General features: G+C 64.6%; 16 protein-coding genes. 13 read left to right on the top strand and 3 right to left on the bottom strand.

What is annotated here, in order from left to right:
* Positions 1-46: 46 nt before the first annotated feature.
* The 3 genes from N5B55_RS12985 to gcvA form a co-directional block, all read right to left on the bottom strand.
* Positions 47-796 carry a 16S rRNA (uracil(1498)-N(3))-methyltransferase gene (locus N5B55_RS12985; RefSeq protein WP_116575582.1) on the bottom strand — a complete coding sequence of 250 codons (750 nt, stop codon included), beginning with the start codon at positions 794-796 and terminating at the stop codon, positions 47-49.
* Between the two features lie 50 nt (positions 797-846).
* Positions 847-1266 (bottom strand): VOC family protein, encoded by a 420-nt coding sequence (locus tag N5B55_RS12980; RefSeq protein ID WP_012762905.1) that lies wholly within the window; start codon positions 1264-1266, stop codon positions 847-849.
* A gap of 77 nt (positions 1267-1343) precedes the next feature.
* Positions 1344-2270: a transcriptional regulator GcvA gene (gene gcvA / locus N5B55_RS12975; RefSeq protein ID WP_009241523.1), complete on the bottom strand. Its 927-nt coding sequence runs from the start codon at positions 2268-2270 to the stop codon at positions 1344-1346.
* Positions 2271-2445: 175 nt separating this feature from the next.
* On the opposite strand from gcvA, the gene N5B55_RS12970 reads away from it, so the two are divergent.
* The 13 genes from N5B55_RS12970 to N5B55_RS12910 all read left to right on the top strand — a co-directional run bounded on the left by N5B55_RS12970 (position 2446) and on the right by N5B55_RS12910 (position 17361).
* The gene (locus N5B55_RS12970) at positions 2446-3522 is read left to right on the top strand and encodes a porin (RefSeq protein ID WP_178961018.1); all 1077 of its coding nucleotides are present in this window, start codon (positions 2446-2448) and stop codon (positions 3520-3522) included.
* A gap of 174 nt (positions 3523-3696) precedes the next feature.
* Positions 3697-4710, top strand: coding sequence for a 2-dehydro-3-deoxygalactonokinase (locus N5B55_RS12965; RefSeq protein ID WP_012762903.1), 1014 nt, complete (start codon positions 3697-3699; stop codon positions 4708-4710).
* Positions 4711-4786: 76 nt separating this feature from the next.
* Entirely contained in the window at positions 4787-5791 is a 1005-nt protein-coding gene (locus N5B55_RS12960) for an arabinose ABC transporter substrate-binding protein (RefSeq protein WP_369812406.1), read from the top strand.
* 33 nt (positions 5792-5824) lie between these two features.
* Complete coding sequence (gene araG, locus N5B55_RS12955; protein ID WP_178960680.1) at positions 5825-7360, top strand: L-arabinose ABC transporter ATP-binding protein AraG; 1536 nt, start codon at positions 5825-5827, stop codon at positions 7358-7360.
* Positions 7361-7377: 17 nt separating this feature from the next.
* The gene (gene araH / locus N5B55_RS12950; protein WP_065859699.1) at positions 7378-8397 is read left to right on the top strand and encodes an L-arabinose ABC transporter permease AraH; all 1020 of its coding nucleotides are present in this window, start codon (positions 7378-7380) and stop codon (positions 8395-8397) included.
* 10 nt (positions 8398-8407) lie between these two features.
* Positions 8408-9322: an SMP-30/gluconolactonase/LRE family protein gene (locus N5B55_RS12945; RefSeq protein WP_304538381.1), complete on the top strand. Its 915-nt coding sequence runs from the start codon at positions 8408-8410 to the stop codon at positions 9320-9322.
* Positions 9303-10187 (top strand): aldose 1-epimerase, encoded by an 885-nt coding sequence (locus N5B55_RS12940; protein ID WP_178960677.1) that lies wholly within the window; start codon positions 9303-9305, stop codon positions 10185-10187. Before N5B55_RS12945 ends, N5B55_RS12940 begins: the two co-directional genes overlap by 20 nt.
* Positions 10184-10993, top strand: a complete 810-nt coding sequence (locus N5B55_RS12935; protein WP_304538380.1) for an SDR family oxidoreductase — start codon at positions 10184-10186, stop codon at positions 10991-10993. Before N5B55_RS12940 ends, N5B55_RS12935 begins: the two co-directional genes overlap by 4 nt.
* Positions 10990-11616: a 2-dehydro-3-deoxy-6-phosphogalactonate aldolase gene (locus N5B55_RS12930; protein WP_065859695.1), complete on the top strand. Its 627-nt coding sequence runs from the start codon at positions 10990-10992 to the stop codon at positions 11614-11616. The genes N5B55_RS12935 and N5B55_RS12930 overlap by 4 nt, the downstream gene beginning before the upstream one ends.
* 20 nt (positions 11617-11636) lie before the next feature.
* Complete coding sequence (gene dgoD / locus N5B55_RS12925; protein WP_012762895.1) at positions 11637-12785, top strand: galactonate dehydratase; 1149 nt, start codon at positions 11637-11639, stop codon at positions 12783-12785.
* Positions 12786-12900: 115 nt separating this feature from the next.
* Positions 12901-14916 carry a transketolase gene (gene tkt / locus N5B55_RS12920; protein WP_304538379.1) on the top strand — a complete coding sequence of 672 codons (2016 nt, stop codon included), beginning with the start codon at positions 12901-12903 and terminating at the stop codon, positions 14914-14916.
* 85 nt (positions 14917-15001) lie between these two features.
* Entirely contained in the window at positions 15002-16000 is a 999-nt protein-coding gene (gene gap, locus N5B55_RS12915; RefSeq protein WP_009241512.1) for a type I glyceraldehyde-3-phosphate dehydrogenase, read from the top strand.
* Positions 16001-16317: 317 nt separating this feature from the next.
* Positions 16318-17361: a LysR family transcriptional regulator gene (locus tag N5B55_RS12910; protein ID WP_304538378.1), complete on the top strand. Its 1044-nt coding sequence runs from the start codon at positions 16318-16320 to the stop codon at positions 17359-17361.
* The last annotated feature ends 21 nt before the right edge of the window (positions 17362-17382 follow it).

The following is a 17382-nucleotide window of genomic DNA, read 5'->3' as shown; positions in this document are numbered from 1 at the left end:
GGTGGGATCAAACGGCCAGTAACGGTCAGTGTTTCGTCGTCAGAACTTAGAACTCGCCGAGCACGGCGTGCAGCGCGGAGACGGCCACAAGCGCCGCCGATTCCGTTCTCAGAATACGTCGCCCGAGTGTCAGTGGTAAGAAACCCGCAGATTCGGCAAGCGCTTCTTCGTCGGGCGAAAGACCGCCTTCGGGGCCGATCAGCAGGACGATGCCGCTGCCTTCGATGTGCGTGCGCGACTGCACCGCCCACTGCGTGAGCGACTGTGTGCCGCGCGGTGACAGCAACACGCGCAGCGCGTCGGTCGACTTGGCGGCGGCAAGCCATTCGCGCAGCGTGGCGACCGGTGCGACCACCGGCACGCGGGCGCGGCCGCATTGCTCGCAGGCGGCCTGCACCAGTGCCTGCCAGTGCTGCACGCGCTTGGCGGCACGCTCGCCGGAGAGGCGCACCACGGCGCGTTCGGTCTGTAGCGGGGTGACGGCATGCACGCCCAGCTCGACGGCCTTCTCGATCAGCCAATCCATCTTGTCGCCACCGGCAATGCCTTGTGCCAACGTGATGGCGTAGCGCGCCTCGGTGTCGGGCTGCGTGGCATCGGCAAGGTTGGCGGTGGCATCGCGCTTGTTGATGGCATCGAGCCGAGCGCGGAATTCGTGGCCCGAGCCATCGAACAGGCAGACGTCATCGCCAACGGCCAAGCGCAGCACGTGGATGTGGCGCGTGACAGCCTCGGGCAGTGTGATAGTGGTGTTGGGAGCGAGCGGCGTATCGACGAAAAAACGGGGAAGCCCCATTACAGCAATCCTTGTGGTGAATCGGGTAAGGCGATCAGGCCACGGCGCGATCAGGCCGCTGCGGGCCGGCAGGCGAGGCCCCAGCGATAGCCGTCGGGATCGCGCACGGCGGCATAGCGCTCGCCCCAGAAGGCATCGTGCGGCGCCATGATCGACGTGGCGCCCTGGTCGAGCGCGTGCTGGTACGCGGTGTCGACGTCGTCGCAATACAGATGGAAGCTCTGCGGGCATTCGAAGCCCGCGCCGGCCGGGGCTTTTGCGGTGGAGCCGAAGACACCTTCGGGCGCAAACATCAGCATGAGTTGGCCCTGGTAGGTCATCTCGACGTGGATGGGGCGGCCATGGTCGTGCACCTCATCCTGCACGCCAAAGCCGAACGCGTTGCGATAGAAGGCGATGGCGGCCGATGCGTCACGCACGGTCAGGTACGGGACGAGCCACGGCGTGTTGGCGGGGCGGGGAAAGCTCATGGCGGGCTCCTTCTTCGGCGCAAGGCAACCAGGGACGGGTAGTGTAGAGCGCCGGCCGCACCACAATCAAAAAGAAATCAAAACACCTCGCCTGCCGCTGACTGGTTGCGCGGCCGCCCGCCGCTACGTGCCACTTCATCGACGAGCCATTGGCGGAACGGTGCAAAGCCTGCGTGCTCGGCCGCCTGGTGCGGGTGGATCAGGTAGTACGACAGGCGCAGCGAGGCTTCAGTCGCCAGCGGCCGCATCAGGCGTCCAGCGGCGATGTCGTATTCGACGAGGATGCCCTGGCCGAGCGCCACGCCCTGGCCGTCAATGGCGGCTTGCAGGGCCATCAGCGCCTCGGAAAACGCTGGGCCGCGCGTGGCGTCGATGTGCGCGACGCCGACTTCATCCAGCCATTGCCGCCACGTCGGATGGTGCGCGAGGTGCCGTCCGCCGCGCTCGTGTAGCAGCGTCTGTGCGGCGAGGTCCTGCGGCATCCGAATCGCGGCTTGCAGCGTGGCGTTGCATACCGGAAAGAAATCGGTGGAGGTGAACCACTCGACGCGCAGGTTCGGCGCGTTGACTTGGCGGTCGTCGATGCACAGATCGAACTGGCCGTGGTCCTGCACATCGGCGGTCGATACCTCCACGCGCACGTGGGGGTGCTGGTTGAAGAAGCGATACAGCCGCGGCACCAGCCACTTGGCGCCGAAGGTTGGCGGCACGGCCACGCGCAGGGGCGCATCGGCGGTGTCCATCAACAGATCGGTGGCTTGTTCGAGCGCACGCAGCGCGTCCCGCACGCGGGGCAGGTAGTTGTCGCCCGCGTCCGTGAGCGTGAGCTGGTTGTTGCGGCGTGCGAAGAGCTTCTTGCCCAGATGATCTTCGAGCTGCTTGATCTGGTGGCTGACGGCGGCGTTCGTTACGCAGAGCTCATCTGCGGCCCGGCTGAAACTCAGGTGACGGCCCGCGACTTCAAAGACGCGCAATGCATTAAGGGGAGGGAGGCGCCGCGGCATGCGTTCTCGTTAAGAAAAATTTAACGTCCAACGAAGAATTTGTAGTTTGCCACGTTAAGGCGCCCCCGACTACAAATGCGCCTGGGGACGGTGACGATGCTTGGTGTGTGCCTCCAGCGATCTCAAACCGCGCGACGCACCGGACCCCGCCTACAAAAACATTTCAGGAGACGTCATGAATCGAACCACCGCTGTTCGCGGGATGTCGGCGTGCGCGCTTGGGCTCACCTTCGCGCTCGCTGGCTGGACCGCTCCCGCCCTCGCACAAACCAGCGTCACGCTGTACGGCCGCGTCGCCAGCGGCATCGACTATCAGAACAACGTCGCCCCCACCGCGACCGCGCCGGGCGGCAGCCTCTGGCGCGCCGCCGACAACCAGTGGGGGACCAGCATGTTCGGCTTCATGGGCAAGGAGGATCTCGGCGGTGGTCTGCAGGCGGTCTTCCGGCTCGAATCCGGCTTCGGCGCAGCCCAGGGCAAAACCAACGGCGATGCGCTCTTCAACCGCCGTTCGTACGTCGGCCTGTCCAGCCCGACCTGGGGCACGTTGACGGCCGGCAAGAACCTCTTCATCAGCAACGACGTCTGGTTCCTCGACCCGACCGGCCAGCAGTTCATCGGCTCGGCCACGCTCGTGCGCGGGCGCAACTGGCCGGGTGCCAACAACATCGTCGAATATCAAAGCCCGACCTGGGGCGGCTTCCAGATCGGTCTGCAGACCGGGCTGGGCGAGCAGCCGGGCTCCTTCACGAACAGCCGGCGCGATGGCGTATCCGCCGTCTACTCCGCCGGTCCGCTGGAAGTGCGCGCGATTTACGACGTAATCCGCGACGGCAATGGCAAGTTCAGCGACATCTTCAACTTCTCGAAGGAAGCGACCTTCGGCGGTACGTACACGATCGGCAAGGCGAAGCTGTTTGCGGTGTATGAAAACCTGTCGGCCCCGGATGCCGCAGCGGGCGCCCCGACCAAGGCCAACCATTATTGGCTGGGCATCAATTACGAAGTCACGCCTGCGTTGACGCTCATCGGCGCGGCCTATCGCGTGAACGTGAACCACGGCGGCGGCAACGCCAACCTGTTCATGGCCGGCGCGAACTACAACCTGTCCAAGCGCACGATGCTGTACGCGAGCGTGGGCACCGTGCAGAACAGCGCCACCGCCAACTTCTCGGTGGAAGCGACCAACAACAACCCGGCCCCGGGCAAGAACCAGCTGGGTGCCTATACGGGTATCGTTCACTCGTTCTAAAAAACCGCTCATGATCGTGGTACGCACCCCCAGCTTGACCCCGCGACGCTGCTGTTTCCGGACGACGTCCTCATGAGCGGCGGCAGTGATCAAGTCAACCTGGGGCCGCCCGCTGCGGCTCATGGATGGTTTTAACCCGGGCCGTGTCCCAAGTCACACCAAGCAATGCCACGCATGAACATCCTCACCATCGATACCGGTACCACCAACACACGCGTCACGGTCTGGCGCGATGACGTTGCGCTCTGCCAGGCTGCGCGCCAGGTTGGCGTGCGCGATACCGCCATCACGGGCAACCGGACGACGCTGCAGCGCGGCGTGCAGGACACCATTGACGCTGCACTGCAGAAGGCCGGGTTCGGCATGGGCCAGGTCGACCTGGTGCTGGCGTCCGGCATGATCACCTCCAACGTCGGTCTGCATGAGGTCCCGCACCTGATGGCGCCGGCCGGCCTGCGCGACCTGGCGGCCGGGATGGTGCAGGCGAGCATCCCCGAGGTGTGCGCCCAGCCGATCTGGTTTGTGCCGGGCGTGCGCAATCCGGTGGACAACCTCGGCCTGCACAACATCGAGTCGATGGACATGATGCGCGGCGAAGAGGTTGAGACCATGGGTTTGGTCTCGCGTCTGGGCATCACGGAGCCGGCGGTGATCGTGCTGCCCGGGTCGCACTCGAAGTTCGTGCATCTGGACGCCGACCAGCGCATCACCGGCTGTGTGACCACGCTGGCCGGCGAGCTGCTCCACGTGATCACGCACAACACCATCCTGGCCGACGCGCTCGACTCGGACTTCGCCACCGAGGTCGATCCGGAAATGTTGCTGTCCGGCGCGCGCAGCGCCAGCAGCATCGGGCTGGGGCGCGCCTGCTTCATGGTGCGCACGCTGGGCCAGTTCACGATCTACGAGCGCAATGCGCGGGCCAACTTCCTGCTGGGCGCGGTGCTGGGCGCGGATCTGCTCACGCTCAAGAACAGCAGCGCGATCCGCATGAATCCGGGCACGCAGTTCGTCATCACGGGCAAGCCGCTGCTGCGCGAAGCGCTGGCCGTGCTGGTGTCGGACGACGATTTCTTCTCGGGCAAGGTCACCGTCACCAGCAGTGAACAGCAGGAGCACCTGGCCGGCAGTGGCGCGATCGCCATCGCACGCGAGCGCGGCCTGGTCAAAACCTTGAAGGTGGCGTGAGCCCGGGGCACACGCCATCCCTCTTCCATCCAACGCAGAACAGATGCCGCAATGACGGCATCGCAAGGAGACAAACATGCAACAACAACGACGCGGAACATTCAAGGCCATTGCGGCTGCCACGCTGCTCGCCATGGCCGGCGGCCTTACAGTGTTTGCCCATGCAGCCGATGACGTGAAGATCGGCTTCCTGGTCAAGCAGCCCGAAGAGCCGTGGTTCCAGGATGAGTGGAAGTTCGCAGACCAGGCCGCCAAGGAGAAGGGCTTCAAGCTGGTGAAGATCGGCGTGCCCAGCGGCGGCGAAGTGCTGACGGCCATCGACAACCTGGGCGCGCAGCACGCGCAGGGTTTCGTGATCTGCGTGCCCGACGTGAAGCTCGGACCTGCAGTCGTGGCCAAGGCCAAGCAGAACAACCTCAAGCTGATGACGGTGGATGACCGTTTGGTGGATGGCGGCGGCAAGCCCATCGAAGCCGTGCCGCACATGGGCATCTCGGCCACGAAGATCGGCGAGCAGGTGGGCGATGCCATCGCGCAAGAGATGAAGAAGCGCGGCTGGAACCTGTCGGAGGTCGGCGCCATCCGCATCGCCTATGACCAGCTACCGACCGCCAAGGAACGCACCGACGGTGCAGTCGCCGCGCTCAGCAAGGCGGGCTTCCCGGCCGCTAACGTGCTGACCAGCCCGCAGGCCAAGACGGATACCGAAGCCGCCTTCAACGCCGCCAACATCACCCTGACCAAGAACCCGAAGTTCAAACACTGGATCGCCTTCGGCCTGAATGACGAAGCTGTGCTCGGTGCCGTGCGCGCAGCGGAAGGCCACGGCGTGAAGCCGGCGGACATCATCGGGGTAGGTATCGGCGGCAGCCAGTCGGCGCTCAACGAGTTCGCCAAGCCCGAGAAGACCGGCTTCTTCGGCACCGTGCTGATCAGCCCGAAGCGCCACGGCTATGAAACCTCGCTCAACATGTACGAGTGGATCAAGAACAACAAGGCGCCGGACCCGCTCATCCTGACCAGCGGCCGCCTGATGACGCGCGACAACGAAAAGGCCGTCCGCCAAGAGATGGGTCTGTGATCTTGCGGATGACGTTGTTGAAGGAGGCTTGCCATGTCGGCGTTTCTTGAGTTTCGTGGCATCAGCAAGGTGTTTCCGGGTGTGCGGGCGCTGTCCGATGTGTCGTTTGGCATCGAATGCGGTCGCGTGCACGGGTTGCTGGGCGAGAACGGCGCGGGCAAGTCGACGCTGTTGAAGATTCTGGGCGGCGACTACCAGCCCGATGGCGGGCAGATCGTCGTGGAGGGAAAGCCGACGGCGTTCCCGACCACGCGGGCGGCGCTGGATGCCGGCATTGCCGTCATCCACCAGGAGCTGCAGACGGTGCCCGAGCTGACGGTGATGGACAACCTGCTGCTGGGCCACCTGCCGGCGAGCGGCGGGTTCATCCGTCAGCGCGAGGCGATGGCCTGGACGCGCGAGCAGCTCGGCCGCATCGGCGTCGACCTGGACCCGCGCGCCAAGCTGAAGCACCTGTCGATCGGCCAGCGCCAGATGGTCGAGATCTGCAAGGCGATCCTGCGCGATGCGCGTGTGATTGCGCTGGACGAGCCGACGAGTTCGCTGTCGATCCGCGAGACCGACATCCTGTTCCGCCTCGTGAAAGACCTGCGCGCGCAGGGGCGTGCGCTGATCTACATCTCGCACCGGCTCGATGAGATTTTCGAGCTGTGCGATGGCTGCACGATCTTCCGCGACGGCCGCAAGGTGGCGGATTTCCCGTCGATGGCCAACGTCACGCGCGACGAACTGGTCGCGCAGATGGTCGGCCGCCAGATCGACGACATCTTCGATTACCGCGCACGGCCGCTGGGCGACGTGCGCCTGCAAGTGGATGGCCTGATGGGCCCGAAGCTGGCCGAGCCGGCAAGCCTGTCCGTACGCCGTGGCGAGATCGTCGGTCTGTTCGGGCTGGTGGGCGCGGGGCGTTCGGAACTCGCGCGATTGATTTACGGCGCTGATCGCAAGACGGGCGGCAGTCTTACGCTCGACGGCGCGCCAATCCGCATCCGCGACGTGGCCGATGCCATCCGCCAGGGCATCGTGCTGTGCCCGGAAGACCGCAAGGAAGAAGGCATCATCGGCTGCCGCTCGGTGTCGGAAAACATCAACATCAGCTGCCGGCGCAACCAGCGTCGCTTCGGACTGTTCGTCAACGACCGGCAGGAAGCGAAGACGGCCGATCACTACATCACGCGCCTGCGCATCAAGACACCCAACCGCGAGCAGCCGATCCGCCTGCTGTCGGGCGGCAACCAGCAGAAGGCGATCCTGGCGCGTTGGCTGGCGGAAGACGATATGCGCGTGCTCATCATCGACGAGCCGACGCGCGGTATCGACGTCGGCGCCAAGAACGAGATCTACCAGGTGCTGTATGAGCTGGCCGAACGCGGCGTGGCCGTGCTGATGATTTCCAGCGAGCTGCCGGAAATCCTCGGTGTGGCCGACCGCGTGCTCGTGATGAGCGAAGGCCGCATCGCCGGCGAATTGCCGCGCGAACAGGCCAATGAGCAGGCCGTGCTCAAGCTCGCACTGCGACCTGAATCTGCGCCGCTGCCATCTGCACCGCAGCCGCCGCTGGCTGCCTGAGAACCCCGGAGTTCAAGATGTCCCAGTCCCAACCCCTGCAACATTCCGATGCCGTCGCCGCATCGGCACCCACTAGCAAAACTGCGGCCATGAACAAGACGCGCCTGCTTCGCCTGCTGGACGATTTCAGCCTGCCGCTGATCTTCGCCATTCTCTTTGCCGCGCTGTCGTTCTCGGTCGAGTATTTCTTCTCGTGGCAGAACATGGTCGGCCTTGCGCTGTCGGTCTCGCAGATCGGCATGGTCGCCTGCACGATGATGTTCTGTCTGGCGTCGCGTGATTTCGATCTGTCCATCGGCTCCACGGTGGCGTTTGCCGGCGTGCTCTGCGCGATGATCATCAACGCGACCGGCAGCATTGCACTCGGCATTGGCGCCAGCCTGGTGGCAGGCGCGATCATCGGCGGCATCAATGGTTTCGTGATCGCCAAGCTGAAGATCAATGCGCTGATCACCACGCTGGCCACGATGGAAATCGTGCGCGGCCTCGCCTTCATCGCCTCGCATGGGCAGGCGGTGGGCGTGTCCGACATGGATTTCTTCGACCTCGGCAACACCATCTTTTTTGGTGTGCCGACGCCGGTGTGGGTCGCGGCGCTGTGCTTCGTCGTGTTTGGTGTCCTGCTCAACAAGACGATCTACGGCCGCAATACGCTGGCGATCGGCGGCAACCCTGAAGCGGCGCGGCTGGCCGGCGTGAACGTCAACATGACGCGCATCGTCATCTTCCTGATCCAAGGCGTGATTGCCGCGCTGGCCGGCGTGATTCTGGCGGCGCGCATCACCAGCGGCCAGCCGAATGCGGCGCAAGGCTTTGAGTTGAACGTGATCTCAGCCTGCGTGCTGGGCGGCGTGTCGCTCCTGGGCGGCCGCGCGACCATCAGCGGGGTGCTGGTCGGCGTGCTCATCATGGGCACCGTGCAGAACGCGATGAACCTGCTGAACATCGACGCGTTCTATCAGTATCTCGTGCGCGGCGCGATTCTGCTGGCGGCTGTGCTGGTCGACCAGTTGAAGAACCGCGGCGGCCGCGAGTGAGGCTGCGCCGATGACAACCGCAACTGCGCTCTCCGATCTGCGCTGTACGCTGGGCGAAGGCATTGTCTGGGACAACGCCCAACGCGTACTCTGGTGGACCGACATCCAGGAGTCTCTGCTGTGGCAGCACGATCCGGCAACGGGGCAGGAGCGTCAATGGCCGCTGCCGCAACGCATCGGCTCTTTCGTGCTGACGGACGAGCCCGGCGTGCTGATCCTGGGCCTTGCCAAAAACATCGCCCGCTTCGACACGCGCACCGGCGCGCTCACGCTGCTGGCTGACGTCGAGCCCGACAACCCGACCACGCGCGTCAATGACGGCCGTGCCGACCGCTCCGGAAACTACGTCTTCGGCACCATGCACGAAGGCGGCCCGGAACCGACCGGCAGCTTCTATCGGTTCACGCCCGTGGGCACGCTGCAACGCCTTGCGCTGCCGCACATCGCCATTGCCAACAGCATCGCCTTCAGCCCGGACGGTGCGACCCTGTATTGGTGCGATACGAGGAGCCGGCGCATCCACGCGTGCGATTACGACGGGCAGACCGGCCAAGTCGCCAATATCCGCGTCTTCGCCGATCTGCGCGACCAGGATGCCGATGGCGCCCACAAAGGCTCGCCCGATGGCTCGACTGTCGACGCAGACGGCTGCCTGTGGAACGCAGAGTGGGGCGGCAACCGACTGACGCGGTACGCACCCGATGGTCGCGTGCTGGCGCGCATGTCCGTGCCGGCATCGCAGCCCACGTGCCCGGCATTTGGCGGCGGGGCGCTCGACACGCTGTATCTGACGACGGCGCGCGATGGTTTGCCTCTGCATCGCCTCGCAGAAGACGTGAATGCAGGCGCGACCTTGCAGCTTGCCGTGGCCAACGTACGCGGATTGCCGGAGGGCCGGTTCGGCCATGCCTACGTTGCAGCTTGAAAACGGCACGCTACGCGCCGAGGTATTGCCAGAAGCCGGTGGCGGCTTGCTGCGTTTCGATCTGCTGCATGACGGCGATGTCGCGCCGATCTTCCGGCCGGGGACAGCAGAAGCCGCGCTGCACGATCCGAGAGCGCTCGCCTGTTTTCCGCTGGTGCCGTGGTCCAACCGCATCGGCGGCGGGCGGTTCCCGTTCCGGGGGCGGACCATCGAAGTGCCGCGCACGCTTGGCGACGAGCCGTTTCCGCTGCATGGTCACGGCTGGCTGATGCCGTGGCACCCAGTCTCGCAGACAGCCACGTCGGTTGAACTCGCTGCGATGGTCGATCACGGCCGCCCGTTCCGCTATCTCGCGTTGCAGCGCTACGCGCTTGCGGGCAACACGCTGAATATCGCGCTGACGGTACGCAACGAAGGCTCCCCGCTGCCATTCGGGCTGGGCGTGCATCCGTTTTTCCCCCGAACGCCCGATGTCCAGTTGCGCGCGGGAGCCACGGCCATGTGGCAATCCGCGCCGGACAATCTGCCGACGGTCCTGAATGCGCCATCTGCAGATGCAGACTTTCGCAAGCTGCGGAAGCTGGACCCCAGCGCCGCCATCAATCACAGCTTCGAAGGCTGGGATGGCCGCGCCGAGATCGTCTGGCCCAGCCGCCGCGTGTCTGTGAGCATCACCGCAGATACGTCGCGCTATGTGTTGTACACGCCGGTTGCGTACGACTTCTTCTGCTTCGAGCCGGTTGACCACGCCATCAATGCGCACAACCTGCCGGGCTTGCCGCAAGACCACGGCCTGACCATTCTCGGCACCGGGCAGAGCCTGCAGCGCAGCTATCAATTCACCGTGAATCGACCCGACGCATGACTGCTTTTCCGACGTCTTTTCCGCCACGCCTCGCTGGCAAGGTCGCGCTGGTAACCGGTGCCACGCAAGGCATTGGCGGCGCGATCGCCAAGCTGTTCGCCCAGCACGGCGCGCGCGTGATCGTCAACGCGCTGGTGCGTGACGCGCGCGCCGAAGCCTTTGCCGGCGAAATTGGCAGCAGCGTTGGCAACGGCGACAACATCCTCCTCGTGCAAGCCGACGTACGCGATCGCGCGCAGATCGACGCGATGGTCGCTGCCGGCGTCGAGCGCTTTGGCGGCATCGACGTGCTGGTCAACAACGCCGGCATCAACGTATTTTCCGATCCGCTCAAGTTGAGCGAGGACGACTGGGCGCGCTGCCTTTCCGTCGATCTGGAAGGCGCGTGGCACTGCGCGCGCGCCGTACTGCCGCACATGCTGGCGCGCGGGGCGGGCAGCATCGTGAACATTGCCTCGGTGCATGGGCACAAGATCATTCCCGGCGCGTTTCCGTATCCGGTGGCCAAGCATGGGCTGATCGGCCTCACGCGGGCGCTGGGCATCGAATATGCGGCGCGCGGAATCCGCGTCAATTCGATTTCGCCAGGATTGATCCTCACGCCGATTGCCGAGGCGGGCTTTGCCGCCGCTCCCGATCCGGAAGCGGAACGCCGCCGCCAGGCTGAACTGCTGCCGTGCAAGCGCATCGGCGAGCCCGAAGAAGTGGCCTACACCGCGCTGTTCCTCGCTTCCGACGAGGCGCGTTTCATCAACGCGACCGACATCCTCATCGATGGCGGGCGCTCGCAGCTTTATCACGAATGACCTGGACAACCCACCTTCCGCTGATCGCCATCCTGCGCGGCATCCGGCCTGACGAGGTGCTCGCGCACACGCAGGCGCTGGTCGATGCGGGTTTCGATGCCATCGAGATTCCGCTCAACTCGCCCGACTGGGCGCAGAGCGTGCAACTTGCCGCGCGCGCCTTCGGTGACCGCGCCTTGATCGGCGCAGGCACCGTGCTGCGCCCCGAAGACGTTGACCTGATGGTCGCGGCGGGCGGCAAGCTGGTCGTGACGCCCAATACGAATGCAGACGTGATCCGCGCCGCCGCTGCACGCAAGCTCGTCACCTGCATCGGGTGCATGACCGCCACCGAGGCTTTTGCCGCGCTCGACGCGGGCGCGCAGGCGCTGAAGATCTTCCCGGCGGGCGCGCTCGGCCCGGGCTACGTGCGCGCGCTCAAGGCCGTGCTGCCCGCCGAGGTGCCGGTGTTTGCCGTCGGTGGCATCACGCCGGAGAACCTCGTCGATTACCTTGCCGCCGGCTGCATCGGCGCCGGGCTTGGCAGCGACCTGTATCGCCCGGGCCAGCCCGTCGAGCGCACCGCCGAACGCGCGCGCGCCTTCGTCACCGCGTACCGCAGCGCCCAATCCGACCGCACCTGAACGCACCATCGATTCCATCCATGAAAATCACCCGCCTGACCACTTACCGCCTGCCGCCGCGCTGGATGTTCCTGAAAGTCGAGACCGACGAAGGCGTCACCGGCTGGGGCGAACCCGTCATCGAAGGCCGCGCGCGCACGGTGGAAGCGGCGGTGCACGAGCTGTCCGACTACCTCATCGGCCAAGACCCGAGCCGCATCAACGACCTCTGGCAGACCATGTACCGCGCGGGTTTCTACCGCGGCGGGCCGATCCTGATGAGCGCCATCGCCGGCATCGACCAGGCGCTGTGGGACATCAAGGGCAAGGTGCTGGGCGTGCCGGTGTACGAACTGCTTGGCGGCCTCGTGCGCGACAAGATGCGCACCTACAGCTGGGTGGGCGGCGATCGCCCGGCCGACGTGATTGCCGGCATGAAGGCGCTGCAGGCCGGCGGCTTCGACCACTTCAAGCTCAACGGCTGCGAAGAGATGGGCATCATCGACACCTCGCGCGCCGTGGATGCCGCGGTGGCGAAGGTGGCAGAGATTCGCTCGGCTTTCGGCAACACCGTCGAATTCGGGCTCGATTTTCACGGTCGCGTGTCTGCGCCGATGGCCAAGGTGCTGATCAAGGAGCTGGAGCCGTATCGCCCGCTGTTTATCGAAGAACCGGTGCTTGCCGAGCAGGCTGAAACCTACGCCCGGCTGGCCGCACACACGCATCTGCCCATCGCCGCGGGAGAGCGCATGTTCTCGCGCTTCGACTTCAAGCGCGTGCTGGAAGCGGGCGGGGTATCGATCCTGCAGCCGGACCTGTCTCACGCCGGCGGCATTACTGAATGCGTGAAGATCGCCGCAATGGCCGAGGCCTATGATGTGGCGCTGGCGCCGCATTGCCCGCTCGGCCCCATCGCGCTGGCCGCCTGCCTGCACGTGGATTTCGTCAGCTGGAACGCCACGTTGCAGGAGCAGAGCATGGGCATCCATTACAACAAGGGCGCCGAACTGCTCGATTACGTGCGAAACAAGGCCGATTTCGCTCTGGAAGGCGGCTACATCCGCCCGCCGCGCCTGCCCGGCCTGGGCGTGGACATCGACGAGGCGCTGGTCATCGAACGCAGCAAGGAAGCCCCCGATTGGCGCAACCCCGTGTGGCGCCACGCCGACGGTTCCGTGGCGGAGTGGTAAGCCGGGCGGGGGAGGGGACGTCGTAGCACGTTTTACTGACCGCGATCACCCCAGCCGGGTCATCCCCGTCTGGTAAAATCGCGGTTTTCCCGCCTATCTCCTGCCGCAGGTTCGCATGACCGCCCCCGCCCTCCACTCGAACACCACCCAGCCTACCCAGTTGATGGCCAACGCCATTCGCGTGCTCGCCATGGACGCCGTCCAGCAAGCCAATTCGGGCCACCCTGGCGCGCCGATGGGCATGGCGGATATTGCCGTGGCACTGTGGAGCCGCCACCTGCGCCACAACCCGCTGAACCCGCGCTGGCCTGATCGTGACCGTTTCGTGCTGTCCAACGGCCACGGCTCGATGCTGATCTACGCGCTGCTGCACCTCACCGGCTACGACCTGCCGATGTCGGAACTGAAGAATTTCCGCCAGCTGCACAGCAAGACCGCCGGCCACCCGGAATATGGCATCACCCCGGGCGTGGAAACCACCACCGGCCCGCTCGGCCAAGGCATCACCAACGCCGTCGGCATGGCCCTGGCTGAACGTCTGCTGGGTCAGGAATTCAATCGCCCGGGCTTTGACATCGTCAACCATCACACCTATGTCTTCCTGGGCGACGGCTGCCTGATGGAAGGCATCAGCCACGAAGCCTGCTCGCTGGCCGGCACGCTCAAGCTGAACAAGCTGATCGCGCTGTGGGACGACAACGGCATCTCGATCGATGGCGACGTCGTCCACTGGTTCAACGACGACACCCCGAAGCGCTTCGAAGCCTACGGCTGGAACGTGATCCGCGCCGTGGACGGCCACAACGTCGACGCCGTGGACGCCGCCATTGCCGAGGCCAAGAAGTCCGACAAGCCGACCCTGATCTGCTGCCGCACGCTCATCGGCAAGGGTGCGCCCAACAAGGAAGGCGGCCACGACGTGCATGGCGCCCCGCTGGGCGGCGTTGAAATCGCCGCTGCGCGCGAAGCGCTGGCTTGGCCGCACGCCCCGTTCGAAGTCCCGCAAGCCGTGTACGACGCCTGGGATGCCAAGGGACAGGGCCAGGCGCTGGAAAAGGCCTGGAACGCGCTGTTCGATGCATATTCCGACCGCTACCCCGCCGAAGCCGAACAATTCGAGCGCCGCATGCGCGGCGAACTGCCCGCCAGCTTCGAAAAGGCCGTCGACGAGTTCATCGAGAAGTGCGAACTCAAGGCCGAGACCATCGCCACCCGCAAGGCCAGCCAGAACACGCTTGAAGCCTACGCCCCGGTCCTGGGCGAGCTGCTGGGCGGCTCGGCCGACCTGACCGGTTCGAACCTGACCAACTGGAGCGGCAGCAAGGCCGTGCGCGTGGATGCCTGGGGCAACCACATCAACTACGGCGTGCGCGAGTTCGGCATGAGCGCCATCATGAACGGCATCGCGCTGCACGGCGGCTACATTCCGTACGGCGGCACGTTCCTCACGTTCTCCGACTACAGCCGCAACGCGCTGCGCATGGCCGCGCTGATGAAGATCCGCTCGATCTTCGTCTTCACGCACGATTCCATCGGCCTGGGCGAAGACGGCCCGACGCACCAATCCATCGAGCACGTTGCCAGCCTGCGTCTGATCCCGAACATGGATGTCTGGCGCACCGCTGACACGACCGAAACCGCCGTCGCCTGGGCCGCTGCCATCGAGCGCCAGAACGGCCCGAGCTGCCTGATCTTCAGCCGCCAGAACCTGCCGTTCCAGGCGCGCAACCCGGCCACGCGCGAAGCCATCGCCCGCGGCGGCTACGTGCTGCGCGATGCCGCCAACGGCAAGCCGGATGTGGTCATCATCGCCACCGGCTCGGAAGTCGGCCTGGCGGTCGGTGCAGCCGACCAGCTCGCCGCCGAGGGCATCCACGCGCGCGTGGTTTCCGTGCCCGCCACCACCGTGTTCGATAAACAGGACGCGGCCTACAAGGCGAGCGTGCTGCCGGCCGGTGTGCCGCGCATTGCCGTGGAAGCAGGCGTGACCGATTTCTGGTGGAAGTACCAGGTGCAAGCAGTGGTCGGTATCGACACGTTCGGTGAATCCGCCCCGGCAGGCGTGCTGTTCAAGCACTTCGGCTTCACGGTCGAGAACGTGGTGAACACCGCCAAGAGCGTCATTGCTTAACTGAATTTGCGTACGCGGCACCCACGAGGTGCCGCGCTGGTTTTATCGCATCGTCGATTTCTTTTCTGCTATCAGGAGACTGACCATGACCATCAAGATCGGCATCAACGGCTTCGGCCGCATCGGACGCATGGTGTTCCGCGCCGCCGCCGCCAACTTCAAGGACATCGAAGTTGTTGCCATCAACGACCTGCTCGAGCCCGACTACCTGGCGTACATGCTGAAGTACGACTCGGTGCACGGCCGCTTCGACGGTGAAGTGTCGGTCGACGGCAACACGCTCGTCGTCAACGGCAAGAAGATCCGCCTGACCGCCGTGAAGGATCCGTCCGAGCTGAAGTGGGGCGAGGTGGGCGCCGACGTGGTGATCGAATCGACCGGCATCTTCCTGACCAAGGAAGGCGCACAGAAGCACATCGATGCGGGCGCCAAGAAGGTGATCATGTCGGCCCCGTCGAAGGACGACACCCCGATGTTCGTGTACGGCGTGAACCACGAAACGTACAAGGGCGAGGCAATCATCTCCAACGCTTCGTGCACGACCAACTGCCTGGCACCGGTTGCCAAGGTGCTGAACGACAAGTGGGGCATCAAGCGCGGCCTGATGACGACCGTGCATGCTGCCACCGCCACGCAGAAGACCGTTGACGGCCCGTCCAACAAGGACTGGCGCGGCGGCCGCGGCATCCTGGAAAACATCATCCCGTCGTCGACCGGTGCCGCCAAGGCCGTGGGCGTGGTGATTCCGCAGCTGAACAAGAAGCTCACCGGCATGTCGTTCCGCGTGCCGACCTCGGATGTGTCGGTCGTCGACCTGACGGTTGAACTGGAAAGCGCTGCCACGTACGCTGAAATCTGCGCCGAAATGAAGGCACAGAGCGAAGGCGCACTGAAGGGCGTGCTCGGCTACACCGAAGACAAGGTCGTCGCTACGGATTTCCGCGGCGATGCCCGCACCTCGATCTTCGACGCCGAAGCCGGCATCGCACTGGACGGCACCTTCATCAAGGTCGTGAGCTGGTACGACAACGAGTGGGGCTATTCGAACAAGTGCCTGGAAATGGCACGTGTGGTGGGCAAGTAATCCAGCCCAGTACGCAGTCGAAAGAGAACGCGCCTTCTGGCGCGTTTTTTCATAGGCTGCGGTCCGGATGCGGTGTCTCCGCAAAACGTTGTCGGTTGGGTACAAATCGACGTTTGTTATGGACTGCAACGAAAACGTTTGCGAATTAGCAAATCTAGAATTTGGGCTACAGGAATTCGCTTTGAAAATTGAGTTGCAGTCCGTACACTGAACAAATACTACATTGTGATGTGGCGGGCATTATCGTCGCGTCCGGCCCGTTGCCTCGGCAATGGTTGCCTTTCCAGTTTTCCAACGTGTTCGAGCCAAGGCGTCCCATGGTCAACGTCGATACCAAGCTGCTGGTGATTTTTGTTGAGCTGCTCAGTAAGCGCAACGCCACCTACGTGGCCGAGAAGATGCACATGACCGCACCGGCTGTTTCGCATTCGCTGGGCCGTCTGCGTGAGATTTTTGACGATCCCCTCTTCATTCGTGTGCCGCACGGTCTGACGCACACGCCCAAGGCGCTTGAACTGGGCCCGAAGGTGCGCGAGATGCTCGACATGTGGGCCGCCATCAATGAAGGCGATATCGCCGCGTTTGACCCCGCCGAGGCTACCGGTACGTTCAACGTCAGCTTTGCCGGCACGCTGGGAGATGCGCTGTTCGATCGTTTCCTGCTGCGCATCAAGCGACTGGCGCCGGCATTGCAGGTGCGTCTGACCGAGTCTTCTTCGTGGGAAGCCGATGTGGCCGCCATGCGCGCCAATGAGTTGGATCTGGCGTTCTCGCCATTCCCCACGCGCCACCCAGAGATCATGGAAGAGGTCGTGACCTCCTTCAACCTGTGGGTCTGCGCGCGCAAGGACCACCCGATCCTTGGTGACCGGTGCACACTCGAGCAATACCTCGAGTGCGAGCATATCTTCATCGCGCAGGGTAGCCCCGGCAGCCGTGTCGCGCCGTCGCTGATCCCGCTCGACTACGCCTTGCAGCAGCGCGGCCTCAAGCGCAGTTCGACCATGACGGTGCATAGCTGGCGCACCCAGGGTGAAGTGGCGGCCCAGACCGACATGATCTTCACGGTCAATTCGCTGATGAAGGATATGGTCTGCAAGATGTACGACCTCAATGCATTCCCCCTGCCGACGGAACTGGAAACCGTGCTGGGCCTGAACATGCTGTGGCACCGCAGCCGCAACACGCATCCAATGCTGGTGTGGGCGCGTCAGCTCTTCAAGCAGGTCGTGGCCGAATACACCGGGCAAGCGTCCGGCGCACTGGCTCATTCGCCTGTGCAGGCGAATGAGCATGGCAAGGCCGAAAAGGGCGGCCAGGGCGACGCAGAAAAGGAGGACGAGACGCGGCTGTCCGCCTGACATCTGCCTTCTCGCCGCTCC

Source organism: Ralstonia pickettii (genome assembly GCF_030582395.1).
GTDB lineage: Bacteria > Pseudomonadota > Gammaproteobacteria > Burkholderiales > Burkholderiaceae > Ralstonia > Ralstonia pickettii_D.
The sequence above is the reverse complement of the archived record's forward strand: the minus strand, read 5'-3'. Positions and strand labels throughout refer to the sequence as shown.

Excerpts from the sequence above, each read along its gene's own strand:
- N5B55_RS12945 (WP_304538381.1), top strand. The coding sequence starts at position 8,408 with ATGACAACCGCAACTGCGCTCTCCGATCTGCGCTGTACGCTGGGCGAA.
- araH (WP_065859699.1), top strand. The coding sequence starts at position 7,378 with ATGTCCCAGTCCCAACCCCTGCAACATTCCGATGCCGTCGCCGCATCG.
- dgoD (WP_012762895.1), top strand. The coding sequence starts at position 11,637 with ATGAAAATCACCCGCCTGACCACTTACCGCCTGCCGCCGCGCTGGATG.
- N5B55_RS12940 (WP_178960677.1), top strand. The coding sequence starts at position 9,303 with ATGCCTACGTTGCAGCTTGAAAACGGCACGCTACGCGCCGAGGTATTG.
- N5B55_RS12935 (WP_304538380.1), top strand. The coding sequence starts at position 10,184 with ATGACTGCTTTTCCGACGTCTTTTCCGCCACGCCTCGCTGGCAAGGTC.
- gap (WP_009241512.1), top strand. The coding sequence starts at position 15,002 with ATGACCATCAAGATCGGCATCAACGGCTTCGGCCGCATCGGACGCATG.
- gcvA (WP_009241523.1), bottom strand. The coding sequence starts at position 2,270 with ATGCCGCGGCGCCTCCCTCCCCTTAATGCATTGCGCGTCTTTGAAGTC.
- N5B55_RS12960 (WP_369812406.1), top strand. The coding sequence starts at position 4,787 with ATGCAACAACAACGACGCGGAACATTCAAGGCCATTGCGGCTGCCACG.
- N5B55_RS12985 (WP_116575582.1), bottom strand. The coding sequence starts at position 796 with ATGGGGCTTCCCCGTTTTTTCGTCGATACGCCGCTCGCTCCCAACACC.
- N5B55_RS12910 (WP_304538378.1), top strand. The coding sequence starts at position 16,318 with ATGGTCAACGTCGATACCAAGCTGCTGGTGATTTTTGTTGAGCTGCTC.
- N5B55_RS12930 (WP_065859695.1), top strand. The coding sequence starts at position 10,990 with ATGACCTGGACAACCCACCTTCCGCTGATCGCCATCCTGCGCGGCATC.
- tkt (WP_304538379.1), top strand. The coding sequence starts at position 12,901 with ATGACCGCCCCCGCCCTCCACTCGAACACCACCCAGCCTACCCAGTTG.
- N5B55_RS12980 (WP_012762905.1), bottom strand. The coding sequence starts at position 1,266 with ATGAGCTTTCCCCGCCCCGCCAACACGCCGTGGCTCGTCCCGTACCTG.
- N5B55_RS12970 (WP_178961018.1), top strand. The coding sequence starts at position 2,446 with ATGAATCGAACCACCGCTGTTCGCGGGATGTCGGCGTGCGCGCTTGGG.
- araG (WP_178960680.1), top strand. The coding sequence starts at position 5,825 with ATGTCGGCGTTTCTTGAGTTTCGTGGCATCAGCAAGGTGTTTCCGGGT.
- N5B55_RS12965 (WP_012762903.1), top strand. The coding sequence starts at position 3,697 with ATGAACATCCTCACCATCGATACCGGTACCACCAACACACGCGTCACG.